Below are 18,897 nucleotides of genomic sequence, written 5' to 3' on the forward strand. Positions count from 1 at the left end.
AAAAAATTCAAAATTGTCTATTTTATATATACTATTGCTACCTAAATGCTATATTTAACTAATATACTGAATTACAAGTTAAATTCAATTAATTTCAAAAAGTTATTTAGAATTTACAAAAAAACTTTAAGGATGAGAAATGAGATTTTTAAAAACTGCTTCATTAAGCATAGCAACTGTAGCTTTATTAGCAAGTGTTTCTACAGCAGATACATTAGATTCTGTTAAGAAAAAAGGTGTTTTAAATTGTGGTGTTTCTACAGGAATTGCTGGTTTTTCTGCAACTGATTCAAGTGGACAATGGAAAGGTTTAGATGTTGATATGTGTAAAGCTGTTGCATCGGCTGTTTTTGGTGATGCTTCAAAAGTCAAATATGTTGCCTTAACTGCAAAAGAAAGATTTACAGCATTACAAAGTGGTGAAATCGATTTATTATCTAGATCAACTACTTGGACTAATACAAGAGATACATCCCTAGGTCTTAACTTTGCTGGTGTAAATTATTATGATGGGCAGGGTTTTTTAATCAATAAAGATATTGGTGTAAACTCAGCAAAAGAGTTAGATGGAGCAACTGTTTGTATTCAAGCTGGAACTACAACAGAGCTTAACTTAACTGATTACTTTAAAGCAAATAAAATGACTTATAAACCAATTACTTATGATACATCTGGTCAAACTATTGAAGGATTTAAATCTGGAAGATGTGATGTTGTAACATCTGATGCTTCTCAACTTTATGGATTAGTTTTAAAAGTAAAAGACCCTTCAACTGTAAAAGTACTTCCTGAAATTATTTCGAAAGAACCGTTAGGTCCTGTTGTTAGGCAAGGCGATGACAAATGGTTTAATATTGTAAAATGGACTCATATTGCGATGCTTAATGCAGAAGAATTTGGAATAACTCAAGCAAATGTAGATTCAATGTTAAAATCTAAAAACCCAGGGATTAAAAGAATTTTAGGGGAATCAGGAAAAGCAGGTGAAAACTTAGGATTAGATGCAAAATGGGCATACAATATAATAAAAAATGTGGGAAACTATGGAGAATCATTTGAAAGAAATGTTGGGGCTAACTCTCCACTTAAAATTGATAGAGGTTTAAATAAACTTTGGACTGATGGTGGTTTACAATATGGAGCACCAATCAGATAGTTTTATCTAATATTTTAAAATATTAATTTCTATCAAATCAAGGGGGAATAATCCCCCTTATTTATAAGGTATAAAAATGAATAAAAAAAATAAGCCCCCAATGCTTTCAAGTGCATTTTATAATAATCCTGAGAATAGGGCCATTATTTATCAAGTAGTTGCACTTGCAGCCATATTTATATTTACATATTTTGTTTTAAATAATATGTTTATAAATATTGAAAAACGTGGAATTAACACTGGTTTTGATTTTTTAAGCAGTGAAGCTGGTTTTGGAATCTTACAATCATTAATCGCTTATGATGAATCAGATACTCATGGAAAAGTATTTATAGTTGGTTTACTAAATACTATTTTAGTTTCTGTTATTGGTATTATCTTCGCAACTTTAATTGGTTTATTAGTAGGAATTGGTAGACTTTCAAAAAACTGGATGGTTTCAAAACTATCAATGGTATATGTTGAAACATTTAGAAACATCCCTATTCTTTTACAAATTCTTTTTTGGTATAACGTTGTATTAGCAGCCCTACCAAGCCCAAGACAAAGTATTTCTTTTTTTGACTCTATTTTTTTTAATAATCGTGGATTATATATTCCTAAACCTATTTTAGAAAGTGGTTTTATTGCAGTTATCATTGCTTTTATCTTAGCTATTATAGCTGTCATTTTCCTATCAAATTGGGCCAAAAAAAGACATGATGAAACAGGAGAAGAGTTTCCTTTGATTCCTACTTCTTTAGCTATCTTAATAAGCGCACCTATATTAGTTTATTTCTTAAGTGGTACACCTGCTACATTAGAATATGCACAATTAAAAGGTTTTAACTTTAGAGGTGGTTGGACTTTAATTCCAGAACTACTTGCCCTAGCCTTTGCACTTAGTATTTACACAGCTACATATATAGCAGAAGCTGTAAGAGCAGGTATTGAAGCTGTTCCAAAAGGTCAAAAAGAAGCAGCTCATGCTTTAGGATTAAAAGACTATGTTATCTTAAAAAAAGTTGTTTTACCACAAGCATTAAGAGTTATTATTCCTCCTGTTATTAATCAGTATCTAAATCTAGTAAAAAACTCCTCATTAGCAACTGCTATTGGATATCCTGAATTAGTAACTATTTTCTCAGGTACATCACTAAATCAAGTAGGACAAGCAATTGAGATTATCTTGATGACAATGGCTGTTTATTTAACACTAAGTATTCTTATTTCAGTGCTAATGAACTATGCAAATAAAAAAATGCAAATAAAGGAGAGATAATGGCTATTTATGAAAAACTAGAAGCAAGACCTGCTCCTTCAAATACAAAAGGTGTTATTCACTGGGCAAAAGAGAATTTGTTTAATTCTATTCTTAGTACAGTTTTAACACTAATATCATTTTATTTTCTTTATCTTGTTATTCCTCCTTTATTAGATTGGATGATTTTTGATGCTACTTGGAGTGGAACAAAAGAAGAGATTACAAAAGATGGTGCAAGATGGATTTTTATTTTTGAGAAATTTAATCAATTTATTTATGGTTTCTATCCAGAAGAGTTATATTGGAGACCAAACTTAGCTTTATTTATTTTTCTTGTTTATGTAATTGCTTTTAAAAAGATTGATAATATTAAAGTAAGAGCATTTATCATTCTTTCATTTCCTGTATTTACTTATATTTTAGTTGCAGGTGGTTTTGGTCTAGAAGTAGTTGAAACTGAAAAATGGGGAGGTTTATTACTTACTATTATCGTGGCTTCTGTTGGTATTATTGCTTCTTTTCCTATTGGTATTATATTTGCTTTAGGAAGACAATCTAATATGCCAATAATTAGAACAATTTCAATTATATATATTGAGTTTATTAGAGGTGTTCCTTTAATTACAATTTTATTTATGGCTTCTGTTATTTTACCTTTATTCTTCCCCGAGGGAATGGATTTTGATAAGTTATTAAGAGCTTTAATTGGTATTACTTTATTCCAAGCTGCTTATATTGCAGAGGTTATTAGAGGTGGTCTTCAAGCTATTCCAAAAGGACAATATGAGGCAGCAGATGCTTTAGGTTTAACATATTGGAAAAAAATGGGATTAGTTATCTTACCACAAGCCTTAAAAATTTCTATTCCAAATATTGTTGGTTCATTTATTTCATTATTCAAAGATACTACGCTTATCTTAATTATTGGATTATTTGATGTTCTTGCGATGGTAACACTTACAAATAGTGATACTAACTGGTTAGGTTTTGAAACAGAAGGTTATGTTTTCGTAACGATGATATATTGGGTTATTTGTTTTAGTATGTCTAAATATGCTAAATCAATTGAAAATAGATTTAATACAAATCATAGATAATAATATAGGATTAAAAAATGAGTGAAGTAGAATATATGATACAACTAAAAGAAGTTAATAAATGGTATGGGGATTTTCACGTACTAAAAAATGTTAACTTAAATGTAAAAAAAGGTGAAAGAGTAGTTATTTGTGGCCCTTCTGGTTCAGGTAAATCTACAACGATTAGATGTATGAATAGACTTGAAGCTTTCCAAGAAGGTCAAATTATTATCAATGGTTTAGAGTTAACAGAAGATGTAAAAAGAATTAGAGAGATTAGAACACACGTTGGAATGGTGTTTCAACATTTCAACCTTTTCCCTCATCTCTCAATCTTAGAAAACTTGATTTTAGCTCCAACGTGGGTTGCTAAAAAGCCAAGAAAGGAAGCTATAAAAACTGCAATGCACTATTTAGAGAGAGTTAAAATTGCAGATCAAGCTGATAAGTATCCAAATCAATTATCAGGAGGTCAACAACAAAGAGTTGCTATTGCTAGATGTTTGTGTTCAAACCCAGATATTATGTTATTTGATGAACCAACAGCAGCACTTGATCCTGAAATGATTGGGGAAGTTTTAGATGTAATGACAGAGCTTGCTAATGATGGGATTACTATGGTTTGTGTAACTCACGAAATGGGATTTGCGAAAAAAGTGGCAGACAGAGTTATCTTTATGGATGCAGGACAAATTGTTGAGGAAAACACTCCTCATGAGTTCTTTGATAATCCTCAATCAGATAGATTAAAACTATTTTTAGAACAAATACTAGATCACTAAAATGACTATATTTAACCTTTTTAAAATAGGTGTTGGGCCTTCAAGTTCACACACCGTAGGACCAATGCTTATTGCTAAAAGGTTTATAGAATTGATAAAAAAGCAAAATCACTTTTCAAATCTTGACAGAATCAAAATAGAATTATTTGGTTCATTAGGAGCTACAGGAATTGGACATCATAGTGATAGTGCTGTTTTATTAGGTCTATTGGGAAATGAACCTAAAACTGTAAACACAAGTACAATTCAAACAAAAATAAATGAAATTAAAAATTCTTTAAAAATAAAACTATTAAATGAAAAAGAGATTAATTTCTCCCCTAAAGATGATTTAATTTTATATAAAAATAAGACTCTTCCTTTTCATCCAAATGCAATAAAACTAAGTATTTATAGAAATAAAACTGAACTATTTTCTAAAATATATTATTCAATTGGAGGAGGAGAAGTTATAAGTGAAGATGAAATTCACAATGAAAAAAAAGATGAAAGAACTCTTCCTTATAATTTTTCTTCAGCAAAAGAGTTACTAGAGAAAGCAAAAACAAATAATTTAAGTATTGCACAACTTGTATTGGAAAATGAAAAAGTCTATAAAAATGAAGAAGATATAAAAAAAGAGTTACTTGAAATTTGGAATGTTATGAAAGAGTCTGTTTCAAAAGGACTTAGTAGTGATGGTATTTTACCAGGTGGACTTAATGTTCCAAAACGTGCTTTCAATATTCATCAAAAATTAAAAGCTAAAGTTCCCAATGATCCACTAGCAATTGTAGATTGGATAAACCTATATGCCTTAGCTGTAAATGAACAAAATGCTTGTGGAGGTAGAGTTGTAACTGCTCCTACAAATGGTGCTTCGGGAATTATTCCTGCTGTTTTGCACTATATAATAAATTTTTTAAATCATAAAAATAATGATGAAGTAGTAATTGACTTTTTATTAACTTCTGGTGCTATTGGACTTTTATATCAAAAAAATGCTTCAATTTCAGGTGCTGATGTTGGATGTCAAGGAGAAGTGGGAGTAGCTTGTTCTATGGCAGCAGCTGGTATGGCTTCATTTTTAGGAGCAAATAATAATCAAATAGAAAATGCAGCTGAGATTGGGATGGAGCATAATTTAGGGCTTACTTGTGATCCAATAGCTGGATTAGTTCAAATACCTTGTATTGAGCGAAATGCAATGGCTGCTATGAAAGCTGTAAATGCAGCTAGAATGGCTATAAATGAAGATGGCAAACATTATATTTCACTAGATTCTGTTATAAAAACTATGCATGACACAGGTAAAGATATGCAAAATAAATATAAAGAGACTTCTATGGGCGGCTTAGCCGTTAACTATATTGAATGTTAGAAAGGTAACCCTATGTTAAACAATACTATAAACAAAAAAATATCTACTCTTATTGGAATAACTATTCTTATTTTAATGACAGTATTTACAGTATTTATGATCAAAAATATCAATAGTAAACTAATTACAGACCTTGAAAAAAACCTGCAAGTACAAGTTGGTAACTACCTACAAACAACACAAATTTATAATGACACTCTTGAAAAAAACTCATTAACACTTTTTAATGTATTTGAAAAATCTTTTTTAAATCTAAGAAAAAGAGGAGAAAAAAGAGTTAAAATAAATGGTGTAGAAACACTTGCTTTATTTGATGGTTTTGCAAGATTAAATAAAAACTTTGACCCAGTTGATAGATTTGAAGAATTAACAGGAGCTGTTTCAGCTGTATATGTAAAAGATGGTGATGAATATATGAGAATTACCTCATCATTAAAAGATGAAAATGGCGAAAGAATTCTACTTGATACTATTAAAAAAGATTCAAAAACATATAAAAATATAAATGAAAAGAAAAAATTTATTGGGCTTGAATCTTTTGCGGGGAAAACTTATATGTCAGTTTACTCACCAATAATAAAAAATGATGAAATTATAGGTGCTTTATTTATAGGATATGATTTTACAAAAGGTTTAACAACCCTAAAAAAAGAGCTTAAAAAAGTTCTTATTGGAGATAGTGGATATATTTATATTCTTGATAAAAAAGGTAATCTTATTCTTCATAAATCCTTAGAAGGCAAAAACATATTTAAACTAAAAGATGCCAATGGAAATGAATTTATAAAAGAAATGATTAATAGTAAAAATGGAGTTCTTCATTATGAGTATGATGAAAATGGCTCAGTAAATAATAAAATAGCAGCCTTTACAACATATGATAAATGGGATTGGGTAATTGTTGCTGGTTCATATGAAGATGAATTTTTAAAAATATCTCAGGAAGTGCAAAAAATATTTATTATTGCTACTATTATTTTAACTCTTATTCTTTCAGTAATGATTTTTTTACTTATTACAAAAGTAATATCAAATCCTCTAGAAAAATTTCAAGATGGATTAATTGACTTTTTTAAATATTTAAATAGAACAAATAAAACTGCTAAGAAAATTGATATTAATACTACAGATGAGATAGGTAGAATGGCTAATGTAATTAATAAAAATATTGAAGACATCCAAATTCATTTATCACAAGACCATGATTTAATTGAAAATGTAAAAACTGTAGTAAGTAAAGTGAGCCATGGGCATTTAAATAAGCGAATACAGAATACTTGTGATAATACTTCACTAAATGAATTAAAAGATTTAATCAATAACATGCTTGATAAATTAGAAACATTTGTAGGTAAAGATATAAATGAACTAAGTAGAGTCCTAGAACTATACTCAAAAAGAGATTTTACAGAATCTTTAAATACAAGCAATACTGGAAAAATTGGAAAAGAAATTTTTAATATGAATGAGATTATTACTAAAATGTTAGTAGATAATCAAAATGATGGTCTAAAGTTAAAAAACAGTTCAACACAATTATCATCAAATGTAAATACATTAAGTACAAATGCAACTAATCAAGCAGCATCACTAGAAGAAGTAGCTGCATCTATTACGCAAGTTACTGAAAATATTAATCAAACAAGCAACAAAGCACAAAATATGTTTGACTTATCTTCAACAACAAAAAAATCTTCATCAACAGGTAAAAACTTAGCAAATAAAACAGTTCATGCTATGGATGAAATAAATGAAAAAGTTCAAACAATTAATGAGTCAATTAGTGTAATTGACCAAATTGCCTTCCAAACAAATATTTTATCACTAAACGCAGCAGTAGAAGCAGCAACAGCTGGTGAAGCTGGTAAAGGTTTTGCAGTAGTTGCACAAGAAGTAAGAAACCTAGCTTCAAGAAGTGCAGAAGCAGCAAAGCAAATTAAACAACTAGTTGAAGATGCTACTATTCAAGCTAAAGAAGGAAAAGATATTAGCTCTAATATGATTAATGGATTTGAGTCATTAGAAAGTAAAATAAATGAAACAAATCATATTATTACTGATGTTGCAAATGCAGCACAAGAACAAACAAAAGTAATGCTTCATATTAGTGATACAATAAATAAACTAGATAGATTTACACAAGAAAACGCACAAGTAGCAGAAGAGACAAATAGCATTTCTAGATTAACAGAAGATATTGCTAGTGCTGTTGTTGAAAATGTAAATAAAAGTGAATTTAAAGGTAAAAAATAGACTTTTAGGGGAATTAGCCAAAAGCTAACCAAACCCCTATTCCCATCATCATACTACCTGCAATTTTATTTATTAATCTTACATTTGAACTATTTTGTAATAACTTACGTAGAGTCTTACCACCTGTAGCATAAATAATTAAGCAAGAAAACTCTAATAGTAAAATCATAAAAATCAAAACTGTTAATTGTGTTCCCATAGGTAAATTTTGATCAATAAAAGGAGGAAGAAGTGCTATAAAAAATGCCCAGCCTTTTGGATTAGCAATTGCTGTTATAAAACCTTGCATCATTAAATTTTTCTTTGAAATACTATATTTACATTCATCAAGATTAATAGCCATTTTTCCACGAGAAAGCCACATTTGAATACCAAGATAAAACAGATATGCTCCCCCACCATATTTAAGTATTAAAAAAATTGTTGGATACTTAAGCATAATAGTAGCTACTCCAATAACAGAAGATGTAGCAACTAAACCAACTCCAACTAATTCTCCATACATCATATAAAGTGTATTTTTCAAGCCTATACTCATTCCCATACTAAGAGCTAAAGTCATACACATACCAGGTGTAATAGAAACAACAAAAAAAGTAGGAATAAATACAGCTAATAAAGATAAGTTAACAAAATCCACGAAAAACCCTTTACATAAAAATAATATTATATATAAAAAGTACTAAATAGCCATTGAATTTTGGGAACACTTAAGTAAATAGGACAATTTTTATCTTAATTAAAACTTAAATAAATTGACATGGGTCAATTGCTTTAGTTATCAATATTGTTACAATCATTTTACAAAACTTAAATATTTAAAGGAGAAGTTATGTCGCTTTCAAGAAGAGATTTCCTAAAAAGCTCAGCAGCTGCATCTGCAGCAGCAGCTATTGGTATGAGTGTACCTAATGAACTGCAAGCAAAGGCAAATGCAGCTCAAGGTGGTTGGAGATGGGACAAGGCAGCTTGTAGATTCTGTGGTACTGGTTGTGGTATTATGCTTGCAACAAAAAATGGTAAAATTGTTGCAGTAAAAGGGGATCCTGCAGCTCCTGTTAATAGAGGTCTTAATTGTATTAAAGGTTATTTCAATGCAAAAATCATGTATGGTGCTGATAGATTAAAACAACCTTTATTAAGAGTTAATTCAAAAGGTGAGTTTGATAAAAATGGAAATTTCGCTCCTGTTTCTTGGAAAAGAGCATTTGATGAAATGGAAGTTCACATCAGAAAAGCTTTAAAAGAAAAAGGTCCTGAGGGTGTTGGGGTATTTGCTTCTGGTCAATACACTGTTCAAGAAGGTTATGCAGCACAAAAAATGATGAAAGCTGGATTTAGATCTAATGCTATTGATCCAAATGCTAGACACTGTATGGCTTCTGCTGTTGTTGGTTTCTACCAAACATTTGGTATTGATGAACCATCTGGATGTTATGACGATATTGAATTAACTGATACAGTTGTAACTTGGGGTTCAAACATGGCAGAAATGCACCCTATTTTATGGTCAAGAGTTACAGATAGAAAACTATCTGATCCTAAAAAAGTAAAAGTTGTAAACTTATCTACTTATAGACATAGAACTTCTGACTTAGCGGATATTGAAATTATCTTTAAACCAAATTCAGATTTAGCTTTATGGAACTATATTGCAAGAGAGATTGTTTATAATCACCCAGAAGCTATTGATTGGGATTTTGTAAAAGAACATATTGTATTTGCTGCTTCTCCTGTAAACATGGGTTATGGTATGAGAAGATCTGATGAAAAATCAATCAAAGAAGGTAAATATACAGATAAAGAGATGGAAACTATTTCTAAAGAAATGTCAAAAATCGTTTCAGAAGATGAAGCTCCTGCACTTAAACCTTATGGTTATAAAGCTGGAGATAAAATGGTAAATAAACCTGCTGGCTTAAAACACTGGGAAATTTCTTTTGAAGAGTATAAAAAATTCTTAGAACCATATACAGCTGAATATACAACTCAAGTTTCAAAAGGTAATCCTGATGAATCTGATGAAGTATTTATGAAGAAAATCAAAGAGTTAGCAAACTTATATATTGAAAAAAATAGAAAAGTAGTATCTTTCTGGACTATGGGTATGAACCAACATACAAGAGGTACTTGGGTAAATACTTTAGCATATAATGTTCACTTCTTATTAAATAAACAAGCTAAACCAGGTTCTGGTGCATTCTCACTTACTGGTCAACCATCAGCTTGTGGTACAGCAAGAGAGGTAGGAACATTTGCACATAGATTACCAGCAGATATGATGGTAAAAAATCCTAAGCATAGAAAAATTACTGAGAATGCTTGGAAAATTCCAAAAGGTACATTAAATCCTGTTGGAAATCAACATATTATGAAAATCCATAGAGATATTGAAGATGGTGTTGTTAAGTTTGCATGGGTAAATGTATGTAATCCTTACCAAGATACAGCAAGTGCATCTCACTGGATTAAAGCAGCAAGACAAATGGATAACTTTATTGTAACTTCTGATGGATACCCTGGTATTTCAGCAAAAGTATCTGACCTTATCTTACCATCTGCAATGATCTATGAAAAATGGGGAGCTTATGGAAATGCGGAAAGAAGAACTCAACACTGGAGACAACAAGTACTACCAGTAGGTGATGCAATGTCTGATACATGGCAATGGGTTGAACTTTCAAAAAGATTTACAGTAAAAGATTTATGGGGTGAATATACTCTTAGAAATGGTAAAAAATTAGCAGATGTAAGAGCTGAAGCTACTAAAATGGGATATGATGAAAATACAACTATGTATGATATTTTATTTGCTAATGATAAAGCAAAATCTTATAAATTATCTCATGATGATGAAATTCAAGCAGGATATGACAACACTGATGGGTTCGGAGATTCAAGAAATGTAATTGGATCTGATGGAAAACCATGGAAAGGTTATGGATTCTTTATTCAAAAATATCTATTTGAAGAATACGCGGAATTTGGTAGAGGTCATGCACACGATTTAGCTGACTTTGATACTTACCACAGAGTAAGAGGACTTAAATGGCCAGTTGTTGATGGAAAAGAAACACAATGGAGATTTAATACAAAATACGATCCTTATGCAAAAAAAGCAAATCCAAATAGTGATTTTGCCTTCTATGGTAAATTAGCAAAAGCCTTACCAAAAGGTGATTTAAAAGGTGTTACAGATAAAAATAAAACATCACTTAAAAATAAAGCAAAAATCTTTGCTCGACCTTATATGGATGCACCAGAAATGCCAGATACTGAATATCCAGTATGGTTAAGTACAGGTAGAGTTTTAGAGCACTGGCATAGTGGTACTATGACTATGAGAGTACCTGAATTATACAGAGCAGTTCCAGAGGCATTATGTTATATGCATCCAGAAGATGCTAAAAAGTATGGTGTAAAACAAGGTGGTTTATGTTGGGTTGAATCAAGAAGAGGAAAAGTAAAAGCTAGAGTTGAAACAAGAGGAAGAAATAGACCTTCTAAAGGACTTGTGTTTGTTCCTTGGTTTGATGAAAAAGTGTTTATCAATAAAGTTTGTGCTGACTATACTTGTCCACAATCAAAACAAACAGACTTTAAAAAATGTGCGGTAAAAATTTATAAAGCATAAATAAGGAGGGTGTATTGTTTTGAGCAATATTAATCCTTCAAATATAAAGAGTCAAAAATGAAAGCTAGTAGAAAAGAACCAATTAGTGATAGAAGAAGATTTTTCCTAAATATTGCAAGAGCAACAGGTCTTGCAGTATTAGGAGGTCTTACTTGGAGTGCCTATGTTGATGAAGTAAAAGCTTCAAAGCTTATACTAAGACCACCTGGTGCTTTAAAAGAAGATGATTTTCTTACTACTTGTATAAAATGCGGTATGTGTGTTGAAGCCTGCCCTTTTGATACTTTAAAACTAGCAAAACCAGGTGATAACAAGCCCCTTGGAACTCCATATTTTGAGCCAAGAGATATTCCTTGTTATATGTGTACTGATATTCCTTGTGTGCCTGTTTGTCCCACAGATGCATTAGATATAAAATCTGTACAAAATGAAAAAAAAGAACTAGATATTAATAAAGCTAGTATGGGTGTTGCAGTTATTGATGATAATAGTTGTATAGCATTTTGGGGTATTCAATGTGATGCTTGTTATCGAGCGTGCCCTTTGCTTGGTGAAGCAATAAGTATTGAATATACAAAAAATGAAAGAACAGGGAAACACGCTTTTTTAAAACCAGTTGTTCATGCTGATGTATGTACAGGTTGTGGTTTATGTGAAAAAGCTTGTGTAACCCAAAAAGCAGCTATTTTTGTTCTTCCTAGAGAAACAGCTTTAGGAAAAGCAGGAGATTATTACATCAAAGGCTGGGATAAAAATGATGAGAAAAGACTTGAAAATGCCACAAGTAAAAAAAATACAACTGGCATAAATAAAAAGTCTGCCATTGATTCTTTAAATAGTGGAATGGAGGATTTATATTAATGAAAACTTTAATAAAAAAATATAAATTTCTTCTAGCTAGAAGAATCACACAAATTTCGATAATGGTTTTGTATGTTATTGCTAATGTCTATGGCGTAAATATCTTAATGGGAAATTTAAGTTCTTCACTATTTTTAGAATTTATTCCTTTAAGTGATCCTTATGCTGTAGCACAAATGTTCGTAGCAGGTGCAACAATATCATTTGACATATTATTAGGTGCATTTTTAATCATCCTTTTTTATATGGTTTTAGGTGGTAGAGCTTTTTGTTCTTGGGTTTGTCCTGTAAATATTATTACAGATACTGCAAACTATTTAAGAAGAAAACTTGGATTTAATCAAATCCAAAAAAAGCAACCTGCTTCAAGAAATATAAGATATTGGCTTATCGCAATTAGTTTTATAATTTCATTTTTTATGGGTGTTGCAGCGTTTGAATTGATTTCTCCTATTTCAATGGTACATAGAGGAATTATCTTTGGTCTTGGTTTTGGTTGGGCAACAATATTAGTGATATTTCTTTTTGACTTATTTGTTTTAAAAAATGGATGGTGTGGACATATTTGTCCTTTAGGTGGTGTTTATTCACAAATAGGAAGGTTTAGTTTTATAAAAGTTCATCATGATCATGAAACTTGTACAGCTTGTATGAAATGTAAAGAGGTTTGCCCTGAGAATCATGTTTTACATATTATTACAAAAGAGTCTGCTCCTATAATGGGAGCTGAATGTACAAACTGTGGAAGATGTGTTGAAGTATGTGATGATGATTCACTAAACTTTTCCATAAGAAAATTAATAAAGGAAAGAGAAAATGAAGTTCAGTAAAGTAACAATAGCAATCATAGCTGCTGCAGCAATATTTACTGTAGGGTGTGCAACAGCAACAAAAACAGTAAGTGAAGAGTCTTTAGGTTTAAGAAAAACTGATTTATATACAGAATCTACTACAACAGGTGATAAAACAAAGTATTCTGATAAACCAGCAGGAACTAGTAAAAAAATTGAAAGAGCCTTTGAAAATGCTCCTCCAATGATTCCTCATAGTGTAGAAGGAATGTTACCTATTACTATAAATAATAATCAATGTACAGCTTGTCATGAGCCTGCAATTGCTGAATCTATGGGAGCAACTCCAATTCCAAAGTCTCACTTTACAGACTTTAGACCAGAAACATCTTTAGCAAAAGATGGTAGAATAGTAAAAGAAGGTAAAAAAATTCAAAATACTAGTGATGTAAAAACAGTAAGTAAAAACCTACATACACTAGCAGGTGCAAGATTTAACTGTTCTCAGTGTCATGCTCCTCAATCAGAAGGTAATATAGTTCCTAAAAATGAATTCCAAGCTGAATTTAGAACTAAAGGACTTAATGAAAAATCTAACTTAATTGATACAATCAATGAAGGTGTAAAATAATATGAAAAGAAGAGAACTTTTTAGTTCTCTTGCTTCATCTTTTACGAAAAAAGAAAAGCAAGAGAAAATTATAAGACCTCCTTACTACAAAAATAAAGAAGTTTTTTTAACAAACTGTATTGAATGTAATGATAAAAAATGTAGTACAGTTTGTGAAGAAAATATAATTTTAATCTTAGAAGATAAAACACCTGCTATTAGTTTTGAAAATAGTGGTTGTACTTATTGTGATGAGTGTGCAAATGCTTGTGAACATGGTGTTTTAGAGCTTGAAAATAAAAAAAACATAGATGTTAAAATCGAAATTGATATGTTATCTTGTTTAAGTTGGAATAAAACAATGTGTTTTTCATGTAAAGATCCATGCTTAGATGAAGCAATTGATTTTCTTGCTATGTTTAGACCTGAAATAAATAGTAATTGTACTTCATGTGGATACTGTATTAAATATTGTCCAGCAGATGCAATCAAGATAGTATAAAAGGAGTTTTTATGAGTATAAGTAGATATTTTATCCTTTTAAATTTTTTATTTATTTTTTTAAATGCAAATGAACTAAAACCACAATTTCAATATGAATCAAGTGGAGCAGTTACTGAACTAATTTACAAAGATAATAAACTTTATGCCTCAACAGATGCTTCTTGTATAGATATTTTTGATACAAAAACAAAAGAAAAAATTACAACTATTTTATTCCCTAAAATTAAAGACTTTATGGGAGATTTAGTTAATTCCAAAATATACAGTATTGATATTTTAAAAGATAAAGTATTAAGTGTTTCTCAAGGAGAAAAAGGTGGAAGAAATTTAAATATATACCAAGATGGTACTTTTAAAACTATAATTTCTGATAAAGAAAGAATGTTTATTGCTAAAGCAAAATTTTTAGATAAAAATAGAATAGTTTTTGCCCTACTTTCAAATGAAATATATATTTATGATATAAATACAAAAAAAAGAATCAAAAAAGTTGATGTTTCTTTATCAAAATTTTCTGATTTTGTTTTAAGTGAAGATAAGAAAAAAATAGTTGTTGCAGATGAAAGTGGTGTATTAAAAATGCTTACAACTGATGATTTAAAGCTACAAAAAGAGTTCAAAAATCAAAACCTAGATAATGTTTTCCAAGTTGCTTTAAAAAATCAAATTATAGCAACAGCAGGGCAAGATAGAAGAGCAGTAGTTTATGATATTTTAAACAATAAAGCACAATATATAACTGCACCTTTTTTGATTTATAGTGTAGGATTAAGTCCAAGTGGAAAACAAGCAGGAATTGCTTATGATGAAGAGAATAATATTTTAATCTTTGATACAAAAAATAAAACAAAAAAAGCTATATTAATTGATAATCTAGCAATTATTTCAAAAATTCTTTTTATAAATGAAAAAGAAATTTTTGTATCAAGTGATGACAAAAAAATAAACTATTATAAAATTAAGGAGTAAGATATGAATATTTCAAGTATTGTAGTACAAACACTACCAGAACATATAGATGAAGTTGTAGAATCACTTAAAAAATGTGATGTATGTGATTATCACATGCATGATGAATTAGGAAGAGTAATTATTACAATCGAAGGTAAAAATGTTGAAGAGGAATTAAAAAAACTAAAAGTTATTGAAAATATTCCTCACGTAGCAAGTGCCGATATGCAAATGGCTTATAGTGAAGAAGAGTTAAGTTCGCACTTAGAAGTACTTGATAATGCAGAAGCTGTTCCAAAGATTTTAAATGAACAAGATATAGACCCTAAAGATATAGTTTATAATGGAGACTTAAAAAGAAAAGATTTAATAGGATTTGCAAAAACTTTTGATAATACAGGAGAATAAAATGCAATATAATTCAAGCCAATTCTTATGTGAAACGATTGTACCTAAAGGTGAACTAATTGTATCAAGAACAGATTTGAAAGGTATTATTACTTATGCAAATGATACCTTTGCCCAAATCTCAGGATATGAAGCAAATGAATTAATTGGAGAGCACCATAATATAGTTAGACATCCAGATATGCCTAAGGCTGTATTTAAAGAGTTATGGGAGAGTCTACAAAAAAATGCTAAATGGAGTGGCTATGTAAAAAACCTAAGAAAAGATCAAGGTTTTTACTGGGTTTATGCAGAAATTTCAGGTGTTTACAAAGATAATAAACTAGTAGAATACAAATCTCTTAGGACACCTATTAGTTTTGATAAAAAGCTTGAATATCAGATAAAATATGATAAATTAAGACTAAAAACAAATGATTGTGTTAGAAAGATAATTTATGAAAAAATAAATTGATTTACGTTTCATTCACAATTATATAGTATTATACTTTATGAAAAAAATACTATTAAGCATAATACTATTATATTTACAGGTTTTTGCCAACTCAAATATCAAAGCTTATGCTATTGGAATTTTTGATAAAAATGGCAATGGCGAAAATATACAACATCTTAGAAAAACAAAAAGCAATTATGATGGTTTATGCTACTCAAAAGTAATAGTTTTATCAAAATCTCATATAAATACTCCACAAGTTACAATAGGTAATTCAAGAGGTCACTTCATAAAATCCATTCCTATTTATAATAAATATAAAATAAAAATGGCAGAAGAATTTACATTTAAACATTTCAATGTTACAAGAGGATATTTTGAAGTAAAAATTGATGGAAAGCTATATGATACTAAGGTTTTTATAAAGTAACAATTTTTCTATAAAATAACATTATCTATATAAACTTTTTTCTTTATTACATTTTAATTACAATTTTTAAAAGTAAATAAAAATTTACTAAATTTAATTTTACTTAAATTTTTACTTCTAAATATAAAAAAAAATTATATATTTTGAAAGCTAATATGCTATTTTAAAGGCTTTATACACTTTTATGACACTTCAAAATATCATCTTCAAAAAAAAGTAAAATAAAAAATACTTATTTAAAAATGAATAGTCATTCAATCTCTTGACTTAAATCAAGACATTAAAAAAATATAAGTTTTATAATTACAGAGTAACTTAAAGGATTATCGATGAAAAAGAATCAGAAAGTTGTAGTTTATGGCTCAATTTTAAGTCTTCTTATTGCTACTTCTCTTTTTGTTTACACAGTTTATGCATCTAATATGTTGTCATATTTATCTAGTGACCCAAAAGCCTGTATTAATTGTCATACAATGAATTCAGCGTATGCAACATGGGAAAAAAGTTCACATAAAAATGTAGCAGCATGTATTGATTGTCATCTACCTGTAGGGGATGTTGTAGCTAAGTATAAAGCTAAAGCAATAGATGGATGGAATCACTCAGTTGCATTTACTCTTAACACTTATAAGAATAATATTCAAATAGGTGAAGATGGTGCAAGCCGTGTGCAAGCAAATTGTGTTAGATGTCATGCAAGTGAAAATGCAACACTTAAAATGAATGCTGACAAATATCACAATGCAGAAGAAGGAAGTCTTGAAAATGGTAGGAAATGTTGGGAGTGTCACAAGTATGTGCCACATGGAAAAGTTAGAAGTTTAATTTCAACTCCATATAATCTTGGAATTAAACAACAAATGAAATAGAGGTTCATTATGAAAAAATACAAAATACTACTTGTTATAAGTATAATAGCAATTGGTCTAATGTCTGCGTTAATAGCTTCAATTAATGAAAAGAAAGTAGAACAAGCACAATTAAAAGAAGTACCAAAGATTGATCGATGGGAAACTAAAAATGAAGAGTTCAGAAAACATTATCCAAGACAATTTGATTCTTGGAAAGAAACAAAACATTCTGATGAAATAGAAGATATGTTAAAAAAATATCCTGAACTTGTTGTTTTATGGGCTGGATATGGTTTTGCAAAAGATTACAATGCTCCAAGAGGTCACTTTTATGCTATCGAGGATAATAGAAATACATTAAGAACAGGTGCTCCTGTTGATGAGAAAACAGGACCTATGCCAACTGCATGTTGGACTTGTAAATCTCCTGATGTACCTAGAATCATGGATAAAGAAGGAGATATGGAGTACTTTACTGGTAAATGGGCTAAATATGGTTCTGATATTATAAATCCTATTGGTTGTGTTGACTGTCACAACCCAAAAACAATGGAGTTACAAGTAAATAGAAACTATTTAAATGAAGGGCTTAAAGCAGCTGGAGAAAAAACTTTAGAAGATGCAACTCAACAAGATATGAGATCAATGGTTTGTGCTCAATGTCATGTTGAATATTACTTCAAAAAAACACCTCTTGCTGATGGTAAAAAAGCTGCTGTTGTTACTTTACCTTGGGGTGAGGGAACTTCTGTAGAAGATATGGAAAAATATTATGATAATTTAGAGTTTAAAGATTGGACTCATAAAATATCTAAAACACCAATGTTAAAAGCACAACACCCAGGTTGGGAAATGTGGAAAACTGGTGCTCACGGTAAAAACAATGTATCTTGTGCTGATTGTCACATGCCTTACACACAAGAAGGTGGTATTAAATATACAGATCATAAAATTGGAAATCCACTTGAACACATGGATAAAACTTGTATGAATTGTCACAGAACAAGTGAAAAATCTCTTTTAGCAAATATTAATGAAAAAAGAGAAAGAAAAGACGATTTACATAAAAAAGCTATGAAAGCAATAGCAAAAGCTCACTTAGAAGCTGGAAAAGCTTGGGAAGTTGGAGCAACAAAAGAAGAAATGGCACCTGTACTTAAAGATATCAGACATGCTCAATGGAGATGGGATTATGCTGTAGCATCACACCCTGCTTTCTTCCATGCACCAGAAGAGACTTTAAAAGTATTAGGTACTGCTTTAGAAAAAGCTGGAAATGCTAGAGTAAAATTAGCTAAAATATTAGCTAAATATGGAGCAAGTGATTATGTTGCACCTGCTATTACAGATAAAGCAAAAGCACAAGAAATCATTGGTTTACCATTTGATAAACTTGTTGAAGATAAGAAAAAATTCCAAAAAGGCTTAATGCAAGAATGGAAAAAAGAAGCTGAGAAAAAAGGTTTATATAACCCTGAATCAACTAAAGGTATTGAAGATAAAACTTCATACAACTAAAAATAAAAAAGAGGCTTTTGCCTCTTTTTT

The 18,897-nt window shown here is 30.0% G+C and carries 18 protein-coding genes; 17 read left to right on the forward strand and 1 reads right to left on the reverse strand.

The features are described 5' to 3' along the window. Window positions 1–139: 139 nt before the first annotated feature. The 6 genes from ACH5BK_RS07105 (at window position 140) to ACH5BK_RS07130 (ending at window position 7,873) form a co-directional block, all read left to right on the forward strand. Window positions 140–1,156, forward strand: coding sequence for an amino acid ABC transporter substrate-binding protein (locus ACH5BK_RS07105; RefSeq protein ID WP_404305864.1), 1,017 nt, complete (start codon window positions 140–142; stop codon window positions 1,154–1,156). A 76-nt stretch (window positions 1,157–1,232) separates the two neighbouring features. Continuing rightward, window positions 1,233–2,417, forward strand: coding sequence for an amino acid ABC transporter permease (locus ACH5BK_RS07110; protein WP_404305866.1), 1,185 nt, complete (start codon window positions 1,233–1,235; stop codon window positions 2,415–2,417). Then, window positions 2,417–3,496, forward strand: coding sequence for an amino acid ABC transporter permease (locus ACH5BK_RS07115; RefSeq protein ID WP_404305868.1), 1,080 nt, complete (start codon window positions 2,417–2,419; stop codon window positions 3,494–3,496). The genes ACH5BK_RS07110 and ACH5BK_RS07115 overlap by 1 nt, the downstream gene beginning before the upstream one ends. 35 nt (window positions 3,497–3,531) lie before the next feature. Further along, window positions 3,532–4,260: an amino acid ABC transporter ATP-binding protein gene (locus ACH5BK_RS07120; RefSeq protein WP_404306246.1), complete on the forward strand. Its 729-nt coding sequence runs from the start codon at window positions 3,532–3,534 to the stop codon at window positions 4,258–4,260. A gap of 1 nt (window position 4,261) precedes the next feature. Continuing rightward, complete coding sequence (locus ACH5BK_RS07125) at window positions 4,262–5,620, forward strand: L-serine ammonia-lyase (RefSeq protein ID WP_404305870.1); 1,359 nt, start codon at window positions 4,262–4,264, stop codon at window positions 5,618–5,620. 12 nt (window positions 5,621–5,632) lie between these two features. Next, window positions 5,633–7,873 carry a methyl-accepting chemotaxis protein gene (locus ACH5BK_RS07130; RefSeq protein WP_404305872.1) on the forward strand — a complete coding sequence of 747 codons (2,241 nt, stop codon included), beginning with the start codon at window positions 5,633–5,635 and terminating at the stop codon, window positions 7,871–7,873. A gap of 13 nt (window positions 7,874–7,886) precedes the next feature. On the opposite strand, the gene ACH5BK_RS07135 is transcribed toward ACH5BK_RS07130, so the two are convergent. Continuing rightward, a complete protein-coding gene (locus ACH5BK_RS07135) occupies window positions 7,887–8,513 on the reverse strand; it encodes a LysE family translocator (protein ID WP_404305874.1) in 627 nt (208 codons plus the stop codon). Between the two features lie 192 nt (window positions 8,514–8,705). Here ACH5BK_RS07135 and napA point away from each other — a divergent pair, with 192 nt between their 5' ends. From napA to nrfA, 11 genes are all read left to right on the forward strand, one after another. Then, window positions 8,706–11,507, forward strand: a complete 2,802-nt coding sequence (gene napA / locus ACH5BK_RS07140; RefSeq protein ID WP_404305876.1) for a nitrate reductase catalytic subunit NapA — start codon at window positions 8,706–8,708, stop codon at window positions 11,505–11,507. 57 nt (window positions 11,508–11,564) lie between these two features. Beyond that, window positions 11,565–12,368, forward strand: coding sequence for a ferredoxin-type protein NapG (gene napG / locus ACH5BK_RS07145; RefSeq protein WP_404305878.1), 804 nt, complete (start codon window positions 11,565–11,567; stop codon window positions 12,366–12,368). Continuing rightward, entirely contained in the window at window positions 12,368–13,198 is an 831-nt protein-coding gene (gene napH / locus ACH5BK_RS07150) for a quinol dehydrogenase ferredoxin subunit NapH (RefSeq protein WP_404305880.1), read from the forward strand. Before napG ends, napH begins: the two co-directional genes overlap by 1 nt. Further along, window positions 13,185–13,790: a nitrate reductase cytochrome c-type subunit gene (locus ACH5BK_RS07155; RefSeq protein WP_404305882.1), complete on the forward strand. Its 606-nt coding sequence runs from the start codon at window positions 13,185–13,187 to the stop codon at window positions 13,788–13,790. Before napH ends, ACH5BK_RS07155 begins: the two co-directional genes overlap by 14 nt. Before the next feature lies 1 nt (window position 13,791). Then, the gene (locus ACH5BK_RS07160; protein WP_404305884.1) at window positions 13,792–14,271 is read left to right on the forward strand and encodes a ferredoxin-type protein NapF; all 480 of its coding nucleotides are present in this window, start codon (window positions 13,792–13,794) and stop codon (window positions 14,269–14,271) included. Window positions 14,272–14,282: 11 nt separating this feature from the next. Then, on the forward strand, window positions 14,283–15,242 hold the full coding sequence (locus tag ACH5BK_RS07165) for a WD40 repeat domain-containing protein (protein ID WP_404305886.1): 960 nt from the start codon (window positions 14,283–14,285) through the stop codon (window positions 15,240–15,242). Between the two features lie 3 nt (window positions 15,243–15,245). Then, entirely contained in the window at window positions 15,246–15,632 is a 387-nt protein-coding gene (locus ACH5BK_RS07170; RefSeq protein WP_404305887.1) for a chaperone NapD, read from the forward strand. A gap of 1 nt (window position 15,633) precedes the next feature. Then, on the forward strand, window positions 15,634–16,086 hold the full coding sequence (locus ACH5BK_RS07175; RefSeq protein ID WP_404305889.1) for a PAS domain-containing protein: 453 nt from the start codon (window positions 15,634–15,636) through the stop codon (window positions 16,084–16,086). Between the two features lie 37 nt (window positions 16,087–16,123). Beyond that, window positions 16,124–16,498, forward strand: coding sequence for a hypothetical protein (locus tag ACH5BK_RS07180; RefSeq protein WP_404305891.1), 375 nt, complete (start codon window positions 16,124–16,126; stop codon window positions 16,496–16,498). Window positions 16,499–16,827: 329 nt separating this feature from the next. Next, a complete protein-coding gene (gene nrfH / locus ACH5BK_RS07185) occupies window positions 16,828–17,367 on the forward strand; it encodes a cytochrome c nitrite reductase small subunit (protein ID WP_404305893.1) in 540 nt (179 codons plus the stop codon). 9 nt (window positions 17,368–17,376) lie between these two features. After that, complete coding sequence (gene nrfA / locus ACH5BK_RS07190; RefSeq protein ID WP_404305895.1) at window positions 17,377–18,867, forward strand: ammonia-forming cytochrome c nitrite reductase; 1,491 nt, start codon at window positions 17,377–17,379, stop codon at window positions 18,865–18,867. The last annotated feature ends 30 nt before the right edge of the window (window positions 18,868–18,897 follow it).

This window comes from Arcobacter sp. YIC-80 (genome assembly GCF_044841725.1).
Classification (GTDB): Bacteria; Campylobacterota; Campylobacteria; order Campylobacterales; family Arcobacteraceae; genus Arcobacter_B.

Excerpts from the sequence above, each read along its gene's own strand:
- ACH5BK_RS07170 (WP_404305887.1), top strand. The coding sequence starts at position 15,246 with ATGAATATTTCAAGTATTGTAGTACAAACACTACCAGAACATATAGAT.
- napG (WP_404305878.1), top strand. The coding sequence starts at position 11,565 with ATGAAAGCTAGTAGAAAAGAACCAATTAGTGATAGAAGAAGATTTTTC.
- ACH5BK_RS07115 (WP_404305868.1), top strand. The coding sequence starts at position 2,417 with ATGGCTATTTATGAAAAACTAGAAGCAAGACCTGCTCCTTCAAATACA.
- ACH5BK_RS07175 (WP_404305889.1), top strand. The coding sequence starts at position 15,634 with ATGCAATATAATTCAAGCCAATTCTTATGTGAAACGATTGTACCTAAA.
- ACH5BK_RS07130 (WP_404305872.1), top strand. The coding sequence starts at position 5,633 with ATGTTAAACAATACTATAAACAAAAAAATATCTACTCTTATTGGAATA.
- ACH5BK_RS07110 (WP_404305866.1), top strand. The coding sequence starts at position 1,233 with ATGAATAAAAAAAATAAGCCCCCAATGCTTTCAAGTGCATTTTATAAT.
- ACH5BK_RS07120 (WP_404306246.1), top strand. The coding sequence starts at position 3,532 with ATGATACAACTAAAAGAAGTTAATAAATGGTATGGGGATTTTCACGTA.
- nrfA (WP_404305895.1), top strand. The coding sequence starts at position 17,377 with ATGAAAAAATACAAAATACTACTTGTTATAAGTATAATAGCAATTGGT.
- napH (WP_404305880.1), top strand. The coding sequence starts at position 12,368 with ATGAAAACTTTAATAAAAAAATATAAATTTCTTCTAGCTAGAAGAATC.
- ACH5BK_RS07105 (WP_404305864.1), top strand. The coding sequence starts at position 140 with ATGAGATTTTTAAAAACTGCTTCATTAAGCATAGCAACTGTAGCTTTA.
- ACH5BK_RS07160 (WP_404305884.1), top strand. The coding sequence starts at position 13,792 with ATGAAAAGAAGAGAACTTTTTAGTTCTCTTGCTTCATCTTTTACGAAA.
- ACH5BK_RS07125 (WP_404305870.1), top strand. The coding sequence starts at position 4,262 with ATGACTATATTTAACCTTTTTAAAATAGGTGTTGGGCCTTCAAGTTCA.
- napA (WP_404305876.1), top strand. The coding sequence starts at position 8,706 with ATGTCGCTTTCAAGAAGAGATTTCCTAAAAAGCTCAGCAGCTGCATCT.
- ACH5BK_RS07165 (WP_404305886.1), top strand. The coding sequence starts at position 14,283 with ATGAGTATAAGTAGATATTTTATCCTTTTAAATTTTTTATTTATTTTT.
- ACH5BK_RS07155 (WP_404305882.1), top strand. The coding sequence starts at position 13,185 with ATGAAGTTCAGTAAAGTAACAATAGCAATCATAGCTGCTGCAGCAATA.
- nrfH (WP_404305893.1), top strand. The coding sequence starts at position 16,828 with ATGAAAAAGAATCAGAAAGTTGTAGTTTATGGCTCAATTTTAAGTCTT.
- ACH5BK_RS07180 (WP_404305891.1), top strand. The coding sequence starts at position 16,124 with ATGAAAAAAATACTATTAAGCATAATACTATTATATTTACAGGTTTTT.